Genomic DNA, 14,997 nt, shown 5'->3' on the forward strand with positions numbered 1-14,997 from the left:
TTTCATTTTGGGGGAATGTTCCCAAACTGTTATCTGTGACGTCATTTTCGAATGAAAATATCGTGAAAGCGTAATCCAGTTCTCAAGATTATGAATCACCCATTAGAAAGAGGATCGACGATGATTGAACTTAAGACACAGCGGCTTGGCGACCATGAAGTTCTACACGCTTTCCCGGCGGGATTAAGTGAACAACCTTTACCCGTTATTATTTTTTATCATGGGTTTACCTCATCAAAACTGGTTTACAGCTATTTTGCCGTCGCGCTGGCGCAGGCGGGTTTTCGCGTGGTGATGCCGGATGCACCCGGGCATGGGGCGCGTTTCACAGGTGATGAACAGGCGCGGTTAGGGCAGTTCTGGCAAATATTACACGGCAGTTTGACGGAGTTCGCTGGGCTTCGCGATGCGCTTTATGCGGCGGGGCTGGTGGCCGATGAACGTCTTGCCGTCGCGGGGGCGTCGATGGGCGGGATGACCGCGCTGGGCATTATGGCGCGCCACCCGGAGGTAAAATGCGTAGCGAGCCTGATGGGGTCGGGATACTTTACCTCTCTGTCGCAGACCCTCTTTCCGCCACAGGCGCAGGACGTTGAAAGCGTTCTGGCAACCCTCGCGGAGTGGGACGTGACACACGCCTTACCGCGTCTGGCAGACCGCCCTCTGCTGCTCTGGCACGGCGAAGCAGACGATATTGTGCCTGCCGCCGAGACATTCCGATTACAGCAGGCGTTGTTGCGTGAGGAGCTGGATAAAAACCTGACCTGCCTGTGGGAAGCCGGTGTGGGGCATCGCATCACGCCCACGGCGCTGGATGCCACGACCGGTTTTTTCCAAAAGCATCTCTAAACGCGAAGGATGGTGACACCCAGATCCTCCAGTTTTTGCAGGATCTGAGGGTTAGCGTTTTTGCCGGTGATCACCATGTCGATCTGTTCTGCTCGGCTGAACAGCATGCCGGCGCGCTCGCCTACTTTGCTGCTGTCGACCAGTACCACCAGTTTTCCGACAACGTTTAGCATATTCTGCTCCGCCATCGCCGTCAGCATATCGGTTTTGTACAGCCCGTCGGCAGTCAGGCCCTTACCGCTGGTAAACATCCAGTGCCCGGCATACAGGCTGTTTTCGCTGTCCTGTGGGCTGAGGGTGATGGACTGACTTTTGTTGTACTGGCCGCCCATGATCACCACGCTTTCATGCTCCTGGTCGATCAGGTAATTGGCCAGCGGCAGATAGTTCGTGATGATTTGCACCTGTTTCCCGCACATCTCGCGGCCCAGTAAAAAGGCCGTGGAGCCGCAGTTGATCACCACGCTTTCCCCCGGATTCACCAGCTGCGAAGCCGCCCGCGCAATACGCACTTTTTCATCATGATTCTGCGCCTGATGGATATTCATCGGCGTCCAGCGTGGGCGCTGCTGGCTGATCGCCTCGGCACCGTTGCGTACTTTTTTGAGCTTCCCGCTCTCATCCAGTTTGTTGATGTCACGCCGCGCCGTGGCTGGGGAGATCGCCAGGCGATCAATCACTTGTTCGACGGTGACAAAGCCGGTTTGCGCCAGGAGTTCCAGTAAAATTTGATGCCGTTGCGCTTCCGTCATGAGCTATTCCGAAATAAATTGATTTTAAAAGATGATATTTGAAATAGCCTGAAAATACTAAGCAAATGAGAGAATTGCCAGGCGACTCGCCTGGCAACCTGAGTTCCGCCACTACAGGAACGATTTGAACGGCAGATCGGGTTCTATCGTGAAGCAGTCATCGAAACCACGCGGGTAGTGGTATTCGAAGTTATCTTTGTCCAGCGGCCAGGTAAATTTGCCGCCGACCTGCCAGATAAACGGCTTGAAGCCATACTTCAGACGATCTTTTTTCATTTCCCACAGGACGCGGATCTCCTGTGGATCGGCCTGGAAGTTTGACCAGATATCGTGGTGGAATGGGATCACGACTTTGGTGTTGAGCGCTTCCGCCATGCGCAGCATATCGGCGCTGGTCATTTTGTCGGTAATACCGCGCGGGTTTTCCCCGTACGATCCCAGCGCTACGTCGATGTGATGCTCGTTGCCGTGCTTCGCATAGTAGTTGGAGTAGTGCGAATCGCCGCTGTGATAGAGCGATCCACCAGGCGTTTTGAACAGGTAGTTCACCGCGCGCTCGTCCATGCCGTCTGGCAGCACGCCAGCCGCTTTTTGGTCGGCAGGCAGAGTAATCAATGCGGTACGGTCAAAGGCGTCGAGGGCATGGATCTCAATGTCTTTGATTTTCACAACGTCGCCGGGCTTCATCACGATGCAGCGCTCTTTTGGCACACCCCAGCCCATCCACAGATCCACGCAGGTTTGTGGCCCAATAAAGGGCACATCGTCGGCGCAGTTTTGCATGACCGCTGCTGCCACATTCACGTCGATATGATCGTTGTGATCGTGGGTTGAGAGCACGGCATCGATCTGACGAATCGCGAACGGATCCAGCACAAACGGCGTGGTGCGCAGGTTCGGCTGCAATTTTTTCACGCCAGCCATGCGCTGCATCTGATGTCCTGCTTTCATTAGCGGATTGCCATGGCTCTGCTTGCCCGTCCCGCACCAGAAATCGACACAGATGTTTGCGCCGCCCTCCGATTTCAGCCAAATCCCGGTGCAACCCAGCCACCACATTGCAAAGGTGCCCGGTGCGACCTGTTCCTGTTCGATCTCTTCATTCAGCCAGCTACCCCATTCCGGGAAAGTGCTCAGAATCCATGATTCGCGGGTGATGGATTTTACTTCACTCATCGTTTGACTCCCTGTTTCAATCATAATTAATCACAATGTGACGTGTTATGATTTATATTGTCACCATTAAATCAGCTTTTCAATGGCGATTTTACTGATTGATGGATCGGGCATGGATGCCTGGCGCGAGCTTGCAAACAAGCTTAATTGTTAGCTTGTTGGGTTAATTATATAAATTTAAAGAAAAAATTGGTGATGGTGAATGCTGAATGAAAATCACTATAAAGTGCAGGGAAATAATTTGCGTGACGCGTCACAAATAATCAAATGCAATCTTGTGATGATTATTTGTGATTACTAGAGTGAGGGCACTTCTTGTACGCAGTTTATCCTTCGTACCCTCACTTTCTGGAGTGTGTTATGGAAATCCTCTACAGCGTCTTTACCGTTTTCTTCAATCAGGTAATGACCAATGCGCCGCTGTTGTTGGGTATTGTGACCTGCCTCGGCTATATCCTGTTACGCAAAAGCGCGAGCGTAATTGTTAAAGGCACCATCAAAACGATTATCGGGTTTATGTTGCTGCAGGCAGGGTCAGGCATATTAACCAGCACGTTCAAACCTGTTGTCGCCAAAATGTCGGAAGTTTACGGCATTAACGGTGCCATCTCTGACACCTACGCCTCGATGATGGCGACCATTGAACGCATGGGCGACGCTTACAGCTGGGTAGGATATGCGGTACTGCTCGCGCTGGCGTTGAACATTACGTTCGTCCTGCTGCGGCGTATTACCGGCATTCGGACCATCATGCTCACCGGGCACATCATGTTCCAGCAGGCGGGTCTGATTGCCGTCTTCTTCTATATCTTCGGCTACCCGATGTGGACCACCATTATCTGCACGGCGGTGCTGGTGTCGCTCTACTGGGGTATTACCTCCAACATGATGTACAAACCGACGCAGGAAGTGACCGACGGCTGCGGTTTCTCGATTGGTCACCAGCAGCAGTTCGCTTCCTGGATTGCGTATAAAGTTGCGCCGTACCTTGGTAAGAAAGAGGAGAGCGTTGAAGATCTCAAACTGCCCGGCTGGCTGAATATCTTCCACGACAATATTGTCTCCACCGCCATCGTCATGACCCTCTTTTTTGGCGCGATCCTGCTCTCCTTCGGCATTGACGTTGTGCAGGCGATGGCCGGCAAAACCCACTGGACTATCTACATTCTGCAAACGGGCTTCCAGTTCGCGGTGGCGATTTTCATCATCACCCAGGGCGTGCGCATGTTTGTGGCTGAACTTTCCGAAGCCTTTAACGGTATCTCTCAGCGCCTGATCCCCGGTGCCGTTCTGGCGATCGACTGTGCGGCAATCTATAGCTTTGCGCCGAACGCCGTGGTGTGGGGCTTTATGTGGGGCACCATCGGCCAGCTGATTGCCGTGGGCATTCTGGTTGGCTGCGGCTCCTCCATTCTGATCATTCCCGGCTTTATCCCGATGTTCTTCTCTAACGCCACCATCGGCGTGTTTGCTAACCACTTCGGCGGCTGGCGCGCGGCGCTGAAGATTTGTCTGGTGATGGGGATGATCGAAATCTTCGGCTGCGTATGGGCGGTCAAACTGACCGGCATGAGCGCCTGGATGGGCATGGCCGACTGGTCGATTCTGGCGCCGCCGATGATGCAGGGCTTCGCCTCCATCGGGCTCGCGTTTATGGCCATCATTATCCTGATTGCACTGGTTTATATGGTCTTCGCCGGACGCGCACTTCGCGCTGAAGAAGACGCAGAGAAACAACTGGCAGAGCAGTCTGCTTAATAAGGAGTTTTGATTATGACCGTACGTATTCTGGCAGTGTGTGGTAACGGACAGGGCAGCTCCATGATCATGAAAATGAAAGTGGACCAGTTTCTCACCGGGCAGGGCGTTGATCATTCGGTAAATAGCTGTGCCGTGGGCGAATACAAAAGCGAGCTGAACGGGGCGGATGTGATTATTGCCTCCACGCATATCGCAGGAGAGATCACGGTGACGGGCAATAAATATGTGGTGGGCGTGCGCAACATGCTCTCGGCTGCCGATTTTGGTCCGAAGCTGATGGAGGTCATCAAAGCGCACTTCCCTGGCGATATCAAATAAGGACGCGTCATGAAATTACGAGATTCGCTGGCGGAGAACCATTCCATCCTGCTTCAGGCCGAGGCCAGCACCTGGCAGGACGCCGTCAAACTGGGCGTCGATTTGCTGGTTAACGCCGATGTGGTTGAGCCGCGCTATTACCAGGCCATCCTCGACGGCGTGGCGCAGCACGGCCCGTACTTTGTTATCGCACCGGGTCTGGCTATGCCGCATGGCCGCCCGGAAGAGGGCGTTAAAAAAACCGGCTTTGCGCTGGTGACGCTGAAGTCGCCGCTGGTGTTTAACCATGAGGATAACGATCCGGTCGATATCCTGATCACCCTGGCGGCAGTCGATGCGACGACTCACCAGGAAGTGGGCATCATGCAGATCGTTAACCTGTTTGATGATGAAGCCAATTTCGACCGTTTACGCGCCTGCCGTACCGAGCAGGAAGTGCTGGAATTAATCGATCACGCCACTGCGGCGGCAGTTTAAGAGGGAAGTGAAAATGTCAGTACCGATGTTGCAGGTCGCACTGGATAACCAAACGATGGCCCATGCGTATGAAACCACGCGTCTGATTGCGGAAGAGGTGGACATCATCGAAGTCGGCACCATTCTCTGCGTCGGGGAAGGCGTCCGCGCCGTCCGTGACCTGAAAGCGCTATACCCGCATAAAATCGTACTGGCCGACGCCAAGATCGCCGACGCCGGGAAAATTCTCTCCCGCATGTGTTTTGAAGCGAACGCAGACTGGGTGACGGTGATCTGCTGTGCCGATATCAACACCACCAAAGGCGCGCTGGAAGTGGCAAACGAGTTTAATGGCGATGTACAGATTGAGCTGACCGGCTACTGGACCTGGGAGCAGGCGCAAGAGTGGCGTGATGCGGGCATTCAGCAGGTGGTGTATCACCGCAGCCGCGACGCGCAGGCTGCTGGTGTCGCCTGGGGCGACGCGGATATCAGCGCAATTAAACGTCTTTCGGAGATGGGCTTCAAAGTGACGGTGACCGGCGGTCTGGCGCTGGAGGATTTACCGCTGTTTAAAGGCATTCCGATTCACGTCTTTATTGCCGGGCGCAGCATTCGTGATGCGGTTTCACCGGTAGAGGCTGCGCGTCAGTTTAAACGCTCTATCGCCCAGCTGTGGGGATAAGGAGCGGATATGTTATCGAAACAGGTCCCGCTCGGGATCTACGAAAAAGCACTCCCTGCCGGGGAGTGCTGGCGGGAGCGCCTGCAACTGGCGCGTCAGCTGGGGTTCGATTTTGTCGAAATGTCGGTGGATGAGACCGATCTTCGTCTCGCGCGTCTCGACTGGAGCCGTGAACAGCGGCTGGCGCTGGTCAATGCGGTAGCGGAAACGGGCGTGCGGGTGCCGTCAATGTGCTTAAGTGCGCACCGCCGTTTTCCGCTGGGCAGCGAAGATGACCAGATTCGTGACCAGGGGCTGGAGATCATGCGTAAAGCCATCACTTTCGCGCAGGATGTCGGGATTCGCGTTATCCAGCTGGCGGGCTATGACGTCTATTATCAGGAGGCCAATAACGAAACCCGCCGTCGTTTTCGTGAGGGGCTGAAGCAAAGCGTAGAAATGGCCAGCCGTGCCCAGGTGACGCTGGCGATGGAGATCATGGATTACCCGCTAATGAACTCCATCAGCAAAGCGCTGGGCTACGCGCACTATCTCAATAATCCGTGGTTCCAGATCTATCCTGATATCGGCAATCTCTCGGCGTGGGATAACGACGTACAAATGGAGTTGCAGGCAGGTTGCGGGCATATCGTGGCTGTTCACGTCAAAGACACACGCCCCGGCGTATTCAAAAACGTACCGTTCGGCACCGGGGTGGTGGATTTCGAACAGTGCTTCCGGACACTCAAACAGAGCGGCTATTGCGGGCCTTATTTGATTGAGATGTGGAGCGAAACGGCAGACGACCCACTAGTCGAAGTGGCGAAAGCGCGCGACTGGGTTTGCGAGCGCATGGTGCGGGCGGGATTGCGGGAGGCGGCTCATGCAACAGCTTAAACAGCAGGTCTATGACGCGAATAGGGATTTGCCGCGCTACGGCCTGGTGACTTTTACCTGGGGCAACGTGAGTGCTATCGACCGCGTGCGCGGGCGGGTGGTCATCAAGCCAAGCGGGGTGGCGTATGACGTTATGCAGCCAGAGGATATGGTGGTAGTGGATCTTGAGGGTAACGTTATCGAGGGGAGATGGAACCCTTCCTCGGATACGGCAACTCATCTGGCGCTGTACCGCCGCTATCCGACGCTCGGCGGCGTGGTGCATACCCACTCTACCCATGCGACAGCCTGGGCGCAGGCCGGGCTCGCTATCCCGGCACTCGGTACCACGCACGCAGACTATTTCTTCGGTGATATTCCCTGTACCCGGCCATTAACCGAAGCAGAAGTACAGGGTGAATATGAGCTGAATACGGGCAAGGTCATCATCGAGACGATAGGTGAGTGCGAGCCGCTGCATACGCCGGGGATTGTCGTCTGGCAGCACGGCCCGTTTGCGTGGGGCAAAAATGCTCACGAGGCGGTGCACAACGCGGTAGTGCTGGAAGAGGTGGCGAAGATGGCGTGGATTGCGCGCGGAATCAATCCGCAGCTACAGCCCATTGATCGCTATTTGATGAACAAGCACTATCTGCGCAAGCATGGCCCTGACGCTTATTACGGGCAGAAATAAAAAAAGCCCCCGGGCAGGGGGCAAGTCAAACTATGGCTATGTTCTCGTTTTGGCTTTCCTGGTGCTAGCGTCAAAGTCTTATCGATAGATATCTGCGCTTGCATGCATATTGCCGTTGCTACCGGGCTCACGGGTCAAAATGACGTGGTAGTACTTTGCGCCCGATGCATCAGTCTCTTCATTCAGCGCCTGATCTGCTTCACTTTCGGTGGCGAAGTTATGGTTTATGTAAATTACGCCTAAGCTCTGCACATCATCCATATTTCTGGCCTGTCGACCGTCGATCTTGATGGCTGCCATCGCGTTTGCACTGAGCAAAAGCGCAGCCAGAATGGCTATTACGATTTTTTTCATGATATGCGCTCCACGACTGCGTGCTGTGTGACGGTTTTCCTCTCCTTATTCGCCTGGGATAGGGTCTGATTAAAGTGTAATCGCTAATAGTGGGGGGAATGGCGACCATTTCTGATGCTGTTGTTCAAAAAAGTAGCGCTTTCCGATGTGTCTAATTTTAAATCATCCACTTAGGCCAGCTTTACGCTTTGTGCGAATTATTTGTGCAATCAGCTTGAGTTTATGGGGGTTCGCAATTAGAATGACGCGTCAATTTTTCGGCCGCCCTTTAACACGTTCCTTGCCTCCATGGGCCGCGGCTGACCCAGACAGGAGGCTGAATAATCCGTAAGGAGCAATTCGATGCGTCATTACGAAATCGTTTTTATGGTCCATCCTGACCAGAGCGAACAGGTTCCGGGTATGATCGAACGTTACACTGGTGCAATCACTGCAGCAGAAGGTACGATCCACCGTCTGGAAGACTGGGGCCGCCGTCAGCTGGCTTACCCGATCAACAAACTGCACAAAGCTCACTACGTTCTGCTGAACGTTGAAGCTCCGCAGGAAGTGATCGATGAGCTGGAAACTAACTTCCGCTTCAACGACGCCGTTATCCGCAGCATGGTAATGCGTACTAAGAACGCAGTTACCGAAGCATCTCCGATGGTTAAAGCGAAAGACGAGCGCCGTGAGCGTCGCGATGATTTCGCAAACGAAACCGCAGATGATTCTGATGCTGGGGATTCTGAAGAGTAATTTCTGATGACCAACCGTCTGGTGTTGTCCGGTACCGTGTGCAGGACCCCCCTTCGTAAGGTCAGCCCATCAGGAATTCCTCATTGCCAGTTCGTGCTTGAGCATCGTTCTGTGCAGGAGGAAGCCGGGTTTCACCGGCAGGCGTGGTGCCAAATGCCCGTTATTATTAGCGGACACGAAAACCAGGCCATTACTCACAGTATAACGGTCGGCTGTGCAGTCACCGTTCAGGGGTTCATCTCTTGCCACAAGGCAAAGAACGGCCTGAGCAAAATGGTTCTGCATGCCGAGCAGATTGATTTGATAGATTCTGGAGACTAGCCATATGGCACGTTATTTCCGTCGTCGCAAGTTCTGCCGTTTCACCGCGGAAGGCGTTCAAGAGATCGACTATAAAGATATCGCAACGCTGAAAAACTACATCACCGAAAGCGGTAAGATTGTCCCAAGCCGTATCACCGGTACTCGTGCAAAATATCAGCGTCAGCTGGCTCGCGCTATCAAACGCGCTCGCTACCTGTCCCTGCTGCCGTACACTGATCGTCATCAGTAATCGGGCACGGTCCATTAATACGACTTTAAGAGGATAAGGTAATGCAAGTTATTCTGCTTGATAAAGTAGCAAACCTGGGCAGCCTGGGTGATCAGGTTAACGTTAAAGCGGGTTACGCACGTAACTTCCTGGTTCCACAGGGTAAAGCTGTTCCAGCTACTAAGAAAAACGTTGAGTTTTTCGAAGCACGTCGTGCTGAACTGGAAGCCAAACTGGCTGACGTTCTGGCGGCTGCTAACGCTCGTGCTGAAGCAATCAATGCACTGGGCACCGTTACCATCGCGTCTAAATCTGGCGACGAAGGTAAACTGTTCGGTTCTATCGGTACCCGCGACATCGCTGACGCTGTAACTGCAGCTGGCGTTGAAGTGGCTAAGAGCGAAGTTCGCATGCCGAACGGCGTTCTGCGTACCACTGGTGAGCACGAAGTGGACTTCCAGGTTCACAGCGAAGTGTTCGCTAAACTGGTTGTTAACGTTGTAGCTGAGTAATTTTTTACTTAGTTAGCGTCTAAGCGCCGGCCTTGTGCCGGCGTTTTGTTTTTTAGCCCCGCCAGAATCACACCTCTCAACTTGTATGGTAGCTATTCCCGTCGCAATCCCTGATAATAATTGAAACGCTATTTTATCTTTGAGATTTGCTATGGACGCCTCTCAGCCCGTATCCCTGTTTGCCCGTAAGAATATCGCCTACGCCAGCGCCACGCTCTGCTGCCTGCTGTGGGGAAGCTCTTATCCGGCGATCAAAAGCGGTTACGAACTTTTTCTGATCGCCACCGACGATATTCCGTCGAAAGTGGTCTTTGCCGGCTACCGTTTTCTCTTTGCAGGCCTACTACTGCTGATGTTTGCCCTCGCGCAACGCAAACCCATCGCCCGACTTACGCCACGGCAGTTTGGGCAGCTTACGCTGCTGGGCCTGACACAAACGTCAATCCAGTACGTTTTCTTCTATGTGGGCCTTGCGTACACGACCGGCGTGAAAGGGTCGATCATGAATGCGACCGGAACCTTCTTCAGCGTACTGCTCGCGCACTTTATTTATCAAAACGACAAGCTCAGCTATAACAAAACCATTGGCTGTATTCTGGGCTTTGCGGGCGTGATGCTGGTGAATTTCAACAGCGGATTACTGGATTTTCACTTTGTCTGGAACGGCGATGGTTTTGTGGTGCTGGCGGCGTTCATCCTCTCGGCAGCCACGCTGTACGGGAAACGTATTTCGCAAACCGTAGATCCCACGGTAATGACCGGGTGGCAGCTGGCCATTGGCGGGCTGGTGCTGGTGGTAGGGGGCTACTCGACGGGTGGGCGGCTGGAAGTGCACAGCACGGCTGCGGTGGCCGTTCTCGGCTATTTAACGCTGCTCTCGTCCGTGGCCTTTGCACTGTGGAGTATGCTGCTCAAAGTAAATCGGGTCAGCATGATAGCCCCCTTCAACTTTGTCATTCCCGTTGCCGGTACCGTGCTGTCCGCCATTTTCCTCGGGGAAAACATTCTGGATATCAAATACGCTATCGCGCTGGTACTGGTCTGTTCGGGGATCTGGTGGGTGAATAAGGCGAAAAAAACCGCCTGATGTGAACGCCCGGCCAGTGTGACCGGGCTTTCGGCTACTTCACGCGGATAAAGCTGCCGTTTGGCTCACGCATAAACAGCACCTGCTGGCCGCTGCCGGTATCAATCGTCAGCCCTGTCACCACGCCGCTGGCGTTCTGGCGAATCTGTACCATCTGGCCATTCTGCAAATTACTCAGGGGTTTTCCTTCGCCTTCTACCTGCGCCATGGCGTACACATCGGTTGGTGGCAGATTATGGTCGCGGAAGAGCTGCGCCATGGTTTTACCCGGCTCGACGCGATAGGAGCGCCACTGCTGTTCAATACCGGTGGGCTGCTGCGCTTGCGACTGAACAGGCGCTGCGGCTTGTTCCTGCGGCTGCTCTTCCTGAATCGGTTCCGGGGAGACCGGCGCCACCTGGCCTGGATCGTTTGACGGCGTGACCAGCTGCGTTTGCATCGGCTGTTGATCGGGCTGTGGCCGCGACTGCGACTGAATATCTAACTGCGCATTACGCGTGACAGGCTGCGCATCGCTGCTGTCATCGCCAGAAGGAAGCAGGAACCCAATCACCACCACCAGGGCGGCAATAATGATGCCTCTGCGATGGAAGGGCGGCAGCGGATCCATGATGCGAAAGTTGTCCGGCGCATGCCAGATTTTCGCCAGGGTAGGTTTCAGTTCAAATCGCCCGGGCATGGCTCTCCTCCTGCTCCGCATCATTATAATCCTGTCCTGAGAAGTATAGTCTGCTAACTGCCTGAATGGCGTAGTAAACCCGACTCGTGTGACTCACGTTTAGGAAAACACCTGGTCACCTCTATTGTTTCTGTTTCGGCGCAGTTTGTCATCTTAACTTAAGACAAAGTTTTACCCATAAGGGCGTGGCTGATATGCTGCCCGCTACTTTAAATGTGATGGAAGGAAAACCCATGACCACCCCGACTTTTGACACTATCGAAGCGCAGGCAAGCTACGGTATCGGTTTGCAGGTAGGACAGCAACTGAGCGAATCCGGCCTGGAAGGACTGTTACCTGAAGCACTGGTGGCGGGTATCGCTGACGCGCTGGAAGGCAAACACCCGGCTGTACCGGTAGACGTTGTACATCGCGCACTGCGTGAAGTTCACGAACGTGCGGATGCCGTTCGTCGCGAGCGTTTTGAAGAGATGGCCGCCGAAGGCGTGAAATACCTGGAAGAGAACCGTGAGAAAGAGGGCGTGAACAGCACCGAATCCGGCCTGCAGTTCCGCGTCATCACTCAGGGCGAAGGCGCAATCCCGGCACGTACTGATCATGTACGCGTGCACTACACCGGTAAACTGATCGACGGTACGGTGTTCGACAGCTCTGTCGCCCGTGGCGAACCGGCTGAATTCCCGGTCAACGGCGTGATCCCAGGCTGGATCGAAGCGCTGACGCTGATGCCTGTAGGTTCCAAATGGGAACTGACTATCCCACAGAACCTGGCTTACGGCGAGCGTGGCGCTGGCGCGTCCATCCCGCCATTCAGCACCCTGGTGTTTGAAGTCGAGCTGCTGGAAATTCTGTAATCGGCACACACATTTCCTCTCCCCCTGCGGGAGGGGAAATAGTGAGAAAACCTATAGTTAAGCCGATATCAATATTTTATCTTGCAAAGCTACGAGTTGCGTGTATTTTTGTGAGCTGTTTCGCGTTGTATGAGTGATATGACACTCACTTTAAACATATTATTAACATAATATCTATTTCATAGTATTCATCCCGCCGATTCTTACCTACTATCGATGAGTCCTTTTTAAGGGACCGTCACATCATGACGTAACTAAAGGCCAGAAGAGCCTTAACAACACAGACAGGCATAACAGGAAAAAAACACATGGTAGATCAGGTAAAAGTCGTTGCCGACGAAGAGGCTTCGTCTGAACAGTCGCTACGGCGCAATCTCACAAACCGTCATATTCAGCTTATCGCCATCGGTGGTGCCATCGGCACAGGGCTGTTCATGGGGTCGGGCAAAACCATCAGTCTTGCCGGGCCGTCGATCATCTTCGTCTATATGATCATCGGTTTTATGCTGTTCTTCGTGATGCGTGCAATGGGTGAATTGCTGCTCTCGAATCTCGAATACAAATCTTTTAGCGACTTCGCTTCTGACCTGCTCGGCCCCTGGGCGGGATACTTTACCGGCTGGACGTACTGGTTCTGCTGGGTGGTCACCGGCATGGCTGACGTTGTCGCCATCACCGCCTACGCGCAGTTCTGGTTCCCCGGTCTTTCCGACTGGGTGGCGTCCCTTGCGGTGATCGTCCTGCTGCTGAGCCTTAACCTCGCCACCGTAAAAATGTTTGGTGAGATGGAGTTCTGGTTTGCGATGATCAAAATCGTCGCCATCGTCGGGCTGATTGTCGTGGGGCTGGTGATGGTGCTGACGCACTTCCAGTCACCGACTGGTGTACAGGCTTCCTTTACACACCTGTGGAATGACGGCGGCTGGTTCCCGAAAGGGCTGAGCGGCTTCTTTGCTGGCTTCCAGATTGCGGTGTTCGCCTTCGTGGGTATTGAGCTGGTGGGCACCACCGCTGCGGAAACCAAAGATCCGGAGAAATCCCTGCCGCGCGCAATCAACTCCATCCCGATTCGTATCATCATGTTCTACGTCTTCGCACTGATCGTCATTATGTCCGTGACGCCGTGGAGCTCCGTCGTTCCAACTAAAAGCCCGTTCGTAGAACTGTTCGTACTGGTTGGTCTGCCTGCTGCGGCAAGCCTGATTAACTTCGTGGTGCTGACGTCGGCGGCCTCTTCTGCCAACAGCGGCGTGTTCTCGACCAGCCGTATGCTGTTCGGTCTGGCGCAGGAAGGCGTGGCACCCAGCGCTTTCGCGAAGCTCTCCAAACGTGCCGTACCGGCGAAAGGGCTGACCTTCTCCTGCATCTGCCTGCTGGGCGGTGTGGTGATGCTGTACGTCAACCCGAGCGTGATTGGTGCGTTCACCATGATCACCACGGTCTCCGCGATCCTGTTCATGTTTGTCTGGACCATCATCCTCTGCTCGTACCTGGTGTACCGCAAACAGCGTCCGCAGCTGCATGAGAAATCCATCTACAAGATGCCGCTCGGCAAGCTGATGTGCTGGGTCTGTATGGCGTTCTTCGTGTTTGTGCTGGTTCTGTTGACGCTGGAAGATGACACCCGTCAGGCGCTGATCGTAACGCCGCTGTGGTTCATTGCGCTGGGGTTAGGCTGGCTGTTTATCGGTAAGAAACGTATGGCAGGTATGCGCTAAGTCTGTTGCCGGGGGCGCTTCGTCTCTCCGGCACACTAAAGCACAAAACAGAGGCCCGGTAAGCGCTCACGCGACCGGGCCTTTTTTTATTCCCCGGCTAAGGCACGTGGGAACAGGACGTTATTTTCCAGACTGATGTGTTCCATCAGATCATCGATCATCTCGTTAATGCCGTTGTACATCGCTTTCCAGGTTGTGCAGGCGTCTGGCGGCGGCGTCACGTTATTGGTGGTGTGTTTGATCACTTCCAGCAGTTCGCCCGCGTCGTCGTGCTCGCTCTCCATGACGCTGATCGGTCCCATCGCCTGCGTACCCATGCCCTGTTTGATCATCGGGAAGAGGATCTGCTCCTCTTTCATCATGTGGCTGGATAACTCTTCGTGCAGCATGGTCAGGTATTTCGCCAGGCCGCGCGGTACGGAGGCTTTATCGGCATGCACGCGCTCAACTTTGGTTGCCTGCAGAATCAGTTCCGGGAGCTGTTCGCGGTGACGGTCGTGGTAACGCACGATGATGTGGTCGATGATTTCCGCCAGCGCCACGCTGCGCCAGTCTTTCTCGATGGGCTGTTCGGCCAGCTGCGCCAGTTCAGCTTCAATCGCGTCAACATCCAGCGCCTTACGCAATGCCGCACGCGCCAGCGTTTGCTTCCCGCCGCAGCAGTAGTCCATATCGTATTTACGAAACAGCGCAGATGCGCGCGGGATGGAGAGCGCCAGCTCGCCTAAAGGTTGGTCGCGGAAGGCCATCGTCGTTACCTCATCATTAAGAATATAAGATGCATTTTAAATGCATCTTTATGGTGAAGCTATAACCCTTTGGGGGCAGCGGCGAAAATGAGAGATCCGTCACATTTATTTTGATGTATTAACCTGCTGAATGGATTTGAAAAATTCCGCGAATGGGCTTCTCATGCCGGAGAAGGCGTTAAACAACCCCGCGCCCCTGCCGATAGATACAGGTCAGATAAAATCCTG

The 14,997-nt window shown here is 54.1% G+C and carries 19 protein-coding genes; 14 read left to right on the top strand and 5 right to left on the bottom strand.

Annotated features, from left to right (window positions below; all coding sequences use genetic code 11):
• The first annotated feature begins 120 nt into the window (after window positions 1-120).
• A complete protein-coding gene (yjfP, locus tag ETG88_RS15015) occupies window positions 121-849 on the top strand; it encodes an esterase (protein ID WP_129035683.1) in 729 nt (242 codons plus the stop codon).
• Here the strand turns inward: yjfP and ulaR are convergent.
• Complete coding sequence (gene ulaR / locus ETG88_RS15020; protein ID WP_129035684.1) at window positions 846-1,601, bottom strand: HTH-type transcriptional regulator UlaR; 756 nt, start codon at window positions 1,599-1,601, stop codon at window positions 846-848. The two genes, yjfP and ulaR, sit on opposite strands and share 4 nt — an antisense overlap.
• A gap of 111 nt (window positions 1,602-1,712) precedes the next feature.
• On the bottom strand, window positions 1,713-2,777 hold the full coding sequence (ulaG, locus tag ETG88_RS15025; RefSeq protein ID WP_129035685.1) for an L-ascorbate 6-phosphate lactonase: 1,065 nt from the start codon (window positions 2,775-2,777) through the stop codon (window positions 1,713-1,715).
• 360 nt (window positions 2,778-3,137) lie between these two features.
• Here ulaG and ulaA point away from each other — a divergent pair, with 360 nt between their 5' ends.
• Genes ulaA through ETG88_RS15055 form a run of 6 tightly spaced genes read left to right on the top strand, consistent with a single transcriptional unit; the run spans window position 3,138 to window position 7,546 of the window.
• Window positions 3,138-4,535 carry a PTS ascorbate transporter subunit IIC gene (gene ulaA / locus ETG88_RS15030; protein WP_129035686.1) on the top strand — a complete coding sequence of 466 codons (1,398 nt, stop codon included), beginning with the start codon at window positions 3,138-3,140 and terminating at the stop codon, window positions 4,533-4,535.
• Window positions 4,536-4,550: 15 nt separating this feature from the next.
• A complete protein-coding gene (ulaB, locus tag ETG88_RS15035; protein WP_107702391.1) occupies window positions 4,551-4,856 on the top strand; it encodes a PTS ascorbate transporter subunit IIB in 306 nt (101 codons plus the stop codon).
• Window positions 4,857-4,865: 9 nt separating this feature from the next.
• On the top strand, window positions 4,866-5,333 hold the full coding sequence (gene ulaC / locus ETG88_RS15040) for a PTS ascorbate transporter subunit IIA (protein ID WP_102104443.1): 468 nt from the start codon (window positions 4,866-4,868) through the stop codon (window positions 5,331-5,333).
• A 13-nt stretch (window positions 5,334-5,346) separates the two neighbouring features.
• Window positions 5,347-5,997, top strand: a complete 651-nt coding sequence (gene ulaD / locus ETG88_RS15045; protein WP_129035687.1) for a 3-keto-L-gulonate-6-phosphate decarboxylase UlaD — start codon at window positions 5,347-5,349, stop codon at window positions 5,995-5,997.
• Window positions 5,998-6,006: 9 nt separating this feature from the next.
• Window positions 6,007-6,873: an L-ribulose-5-phosphate 3-epimerase gene (locus tag ETG88_RS15050; RefSeq protein ID WP_129035688.1), complete on the top strand. Its 867-nt coding sequence runs from the start codon at window positions 6,007-6,009 to the stop codon at window positions 6,871-6,873.
• Window positions 6,860-7,546 carry an L-ribulose-5-phosphate 4-epimerase gene (locus ETG88_RS15055; protein WP_129035689.1) on the top strand — a complete coding sequence of 229 codons (687 nt, stop codon included), beginning with the start codon at window positions 6,860-6,862 and terminating at the stop codon, window positions 7,544-7,546. Before ETG88_RS15050 ends, ETG88_RS15055 begins: the two co-directional genes overlap by 14 nt.
• Before the next feature lie 78 nt (window positions 7,547-7,624).
• Here the strand turns inward: ETG88_RS15055 and yjfY are convergent, their stop codons facing one another.
• Window positions 7,625-7,900 (bottom strand): DUF1471 family protein YjfY, encoded by a 276-nt coding sequence (gene yjfY / locus ETG88_RS15060; protein WP_100777877.1) that lies wholly within the window; start codon window positions 7,898-7,900, stop codon window positions 7,625-7,627.
• Between the two features lie 342 nt (window positions 7,901-8,242).
• Between yjfY and rpsF the strand changes: the two genes are divergently transcribed.
• From rpsF to ETG88_RS15085, 5 genes are all read left to right on the top strand, one after another.
• Complete coding sequence (rpsF, locus tag ETG88_RS15065; protein ID WP_100777876.1) at window positions 8,243-8,638, top strand: 30S ribosomal protein S6; 396 nt, start codon at window positions 8,243-8,245, stop codon at window positions 8,636-8,638.
• 6 nt (window positions 8,639-8,644) lie between these two features.
• Window positions 8,645-8,959 carry a primosomal replication protein N gene (gene priB, locus ETG88_RS15070; RefSeq protein ID WP_100777875.1) on the top strand — a complete coding sequence of 105 codons (315 nt, stop codon included), beginning with the start codon at window positions 8,645-8,647 and terminating at the stop codon, window positions 8,957-8,959.
• 4 nt (window positions 8,960-8,963) lie between these two features.
• Window positions 8,964-9,191, top strand: a complete 228-nt coding sequence (gene rpsR / locus ETG88_RS15075) for a 30S ribosomal protein S18 (RefSeq protein WP_000135199.1) — start codon at window positions 8,964-8,966, stop codon at window positions 9,189-9,191.
• 41 nt (window positions 9,192-9,232) lie between these two features.
• Entirely contained in the window at window positions 9,233-9,682 is a 450-nt protein-coding gene (gene rplI / locus ETG88_RS15080) for a 50S ribosomal protein L9 (RefSeq protein WP_059179941.1), read from the top strand.
• A gap of 151 nt (window positions 9,683-9,833) precedes the next feature.
• Window positions 9,834-10,769 (top strand): DMT family transporter, encoded by a 936-nt coding sequence (locus ETG88_RS15085; RefSeq protein WP_129035690.1) that lies wholly within the window; start codon window positions 9,834-9,836, stop codon window positions 10,767-10,769.
• 34 nt (window positions 10,770-10,803) lie between these two features.
• Here the strand turns inward: ETG88_RS15085 and ETG88_RS15090 are convergent, their stop codons facing one another.
• Window positions 10,804-11,448, bottom strand: a complete 645-nt coding sequence (locus ETG88_RS15090; protein WP_129035691.1) for an OapA family protein — start codon at window positions 11,446-11,448, stop codon at window positions 10,804-10,806.
• A 233-nt stretch (window positions 11,449-11,681) separates the two neighbouring features.
• Between ETG88_RS15090 and bamJ the strand changes: the two genes are divergently transcribed.
• Together bamJ and cycA are read left to right on the top strand one after the other, a co-directional pair.
• On the top strand, window positions 11,682-12,302 hold the full coding sequence (gene bamJ, locus ETG88_RS15095) for a BamJ family beta-barrel-assembly machinery protein (RefSeq protein ID WP_187469894.1): 621 nt from the start codon (window positions 11,682-11,684) through the stop codon (window positions 12,300-12,302).
• 308 nt (window positions 12,303-12,610) lie between these two features.
• A complete protein-coding gene (gene cycA, locus ETG88_RS15100) occupies window positions 12,611-14,020 on the top strand; it encodes a D-serine/D-alanine/glycine transporter (RefSeq protein WP_100777871.1) in 1,410 nt (469 codons plus the stop codon).
• 86 nt (window positions 14,021-14,106) lie between these two features.
• On the opposite strand, the gene ytfE is transcribed toward cycA, so the two are convergent.
• Window positions 14,107-14,769 carry an iron-sulfur cluster repair protein YtfE gene (gene ytfE / locus ETG88_RS15105; protein ID WP_129035692.1) on the bottom strand — a complete coding sequence of 221 codons (663 nt, stop codon included), beginning with the start codon at window positions 14,767-14,769 and terminating at the stop codon, window positions 14,107-14,109.
• Between the last annotated feature and the right edge of the window lie 228 nt (window positions 14,770-14,997).

It is taken from the genome of Lelliottia nimipressuralis (assembly GCF_004115925.1).
GTDB lineage: Bacteria > Pseudomonadota > Gammaproteobacteria > Enterobacterales > Enterobacteriaceae > Enterobacter > Enterobacter nimipressuralis.

Coding starts and splice junctions, on each gene's coding strand:
- yjfY (WP_100777877.1), bottom strand. CDS start 7,900: ATGAAAAAAATCGTAATAGCCATTCTGGCTGCGCTTTTGCTCAGTGCA.
- ETG88_RS15085 (WP_129035690.1), top strand. CDS start 9,834: ATGGACGCCTCTCAGCCCGTATCCCTGTTTGCCCGTAAGAATATCGCC.
- bamJ (WP_187469894.1), top strand. CDS start 11,682: ATGACCACCCCGACTTTTGACACTATCGAAGCGCAGGCAAGCTACGGT.
- ulaA (WP_129035686.1), top strand. CDS start 3,138: ATGGAAATCCTCTACAGCGTCTTTACCGTTTTCTTCAATCAGGTAATG.
- ETG88_RS15055 (WP_129035689.1), top strand. CDS start 6,860: ATGCAACAGCTTAAACAGCAGGTCTATGACGCGAATAGGGATTTGCCG.
- ETG88_RS15090 (WP_129035691.1), bottom strand. CDS start 11,448: ATGCCCGGGCGATTTGAACTGAAACCTACCCTGGCGAAAATCTGGCAT.
- rplI (WP_059179941.1), top strand. CDS start 9,233: ATGCAAGTTATTCTGCTTGATAAAGTAGCAAACCTGGGCAGCCTGGGT.
- ulaD (WP_129035687.1), top strand. CDS start 5,347: ATGTCAGTACCGATGTTGCAGGTCGCACTGGATAACCAAACGATGGCC.
- ETG88_RS15050 (WP_129035688.1), top strand. CDS start 6,007: ATGTTATCGAAACAGGTCCCGCTCGGGATCTACGAAAAAGCACTCCCT.
- yjfP (WP_129035683.1), top strand. CDS start 121: ATGATTGAACTTAAGACACAGCGGCTTGGCGACCATGAAGTTCTACAC.
- ulaC (WP_102104443.1), top strand. CDS start 4,866: ATGAAATTACGAGATTCGCTGGCGGAGAACCATTCCATCCTGCTTCAG.
- ulaR (WP_129035684.1), bottom strand. CDS start 1,601: ATGACGGAAGCGCAACGGCATCAAATTTTACTGGAACTCCTGGCGCAA.
- cycA (WP_100777871.1), top strand. CDS start 12,611: ATGGTAGATCAGGTAAAAGTCGTTGCCGACGAAGAGGCTTCGTCTGAA.
- ytfE (WP_129035692.1), bottom strand. CDS start 14,769: ATGGCCTTCCGCGACCAACCTTTAGGCGAGCTGGCGCTCTCCATCCCG.
- priB (WP_100777875.1), top strand. CDS start 8,645: ATGACCAACCGTCTGGTGTTGTCCGGTACCGTGTGCAGGACCCCCCTT.
- ulaB (WP_107702391.1), top strand. CDS start 4,551: ATGACCGTACGTATTCTGGCAGTGTGTGGTAACGGACAGGGCAGCTCC.
- ulaG (WP_129035685.1), bottom strand. CDS start 2,777: ATGAGTGAAGTAAAATCCATCACCCGCGAATCATGGATTCTGAGCACT.
- rpsF (WP_100777876.1), top strand. CDS start 8,243: ATGCGTCATTACGAAATCGTTTTTATGGTCCATCCTGACCAGAGCGAA.
- rpsR (WP_000135199.1), top strand. CDS start 8,964: ATGGCACGTTATTTCCGTCGTCGCAAGTTCTGCCGTTTCACCGCGGAA.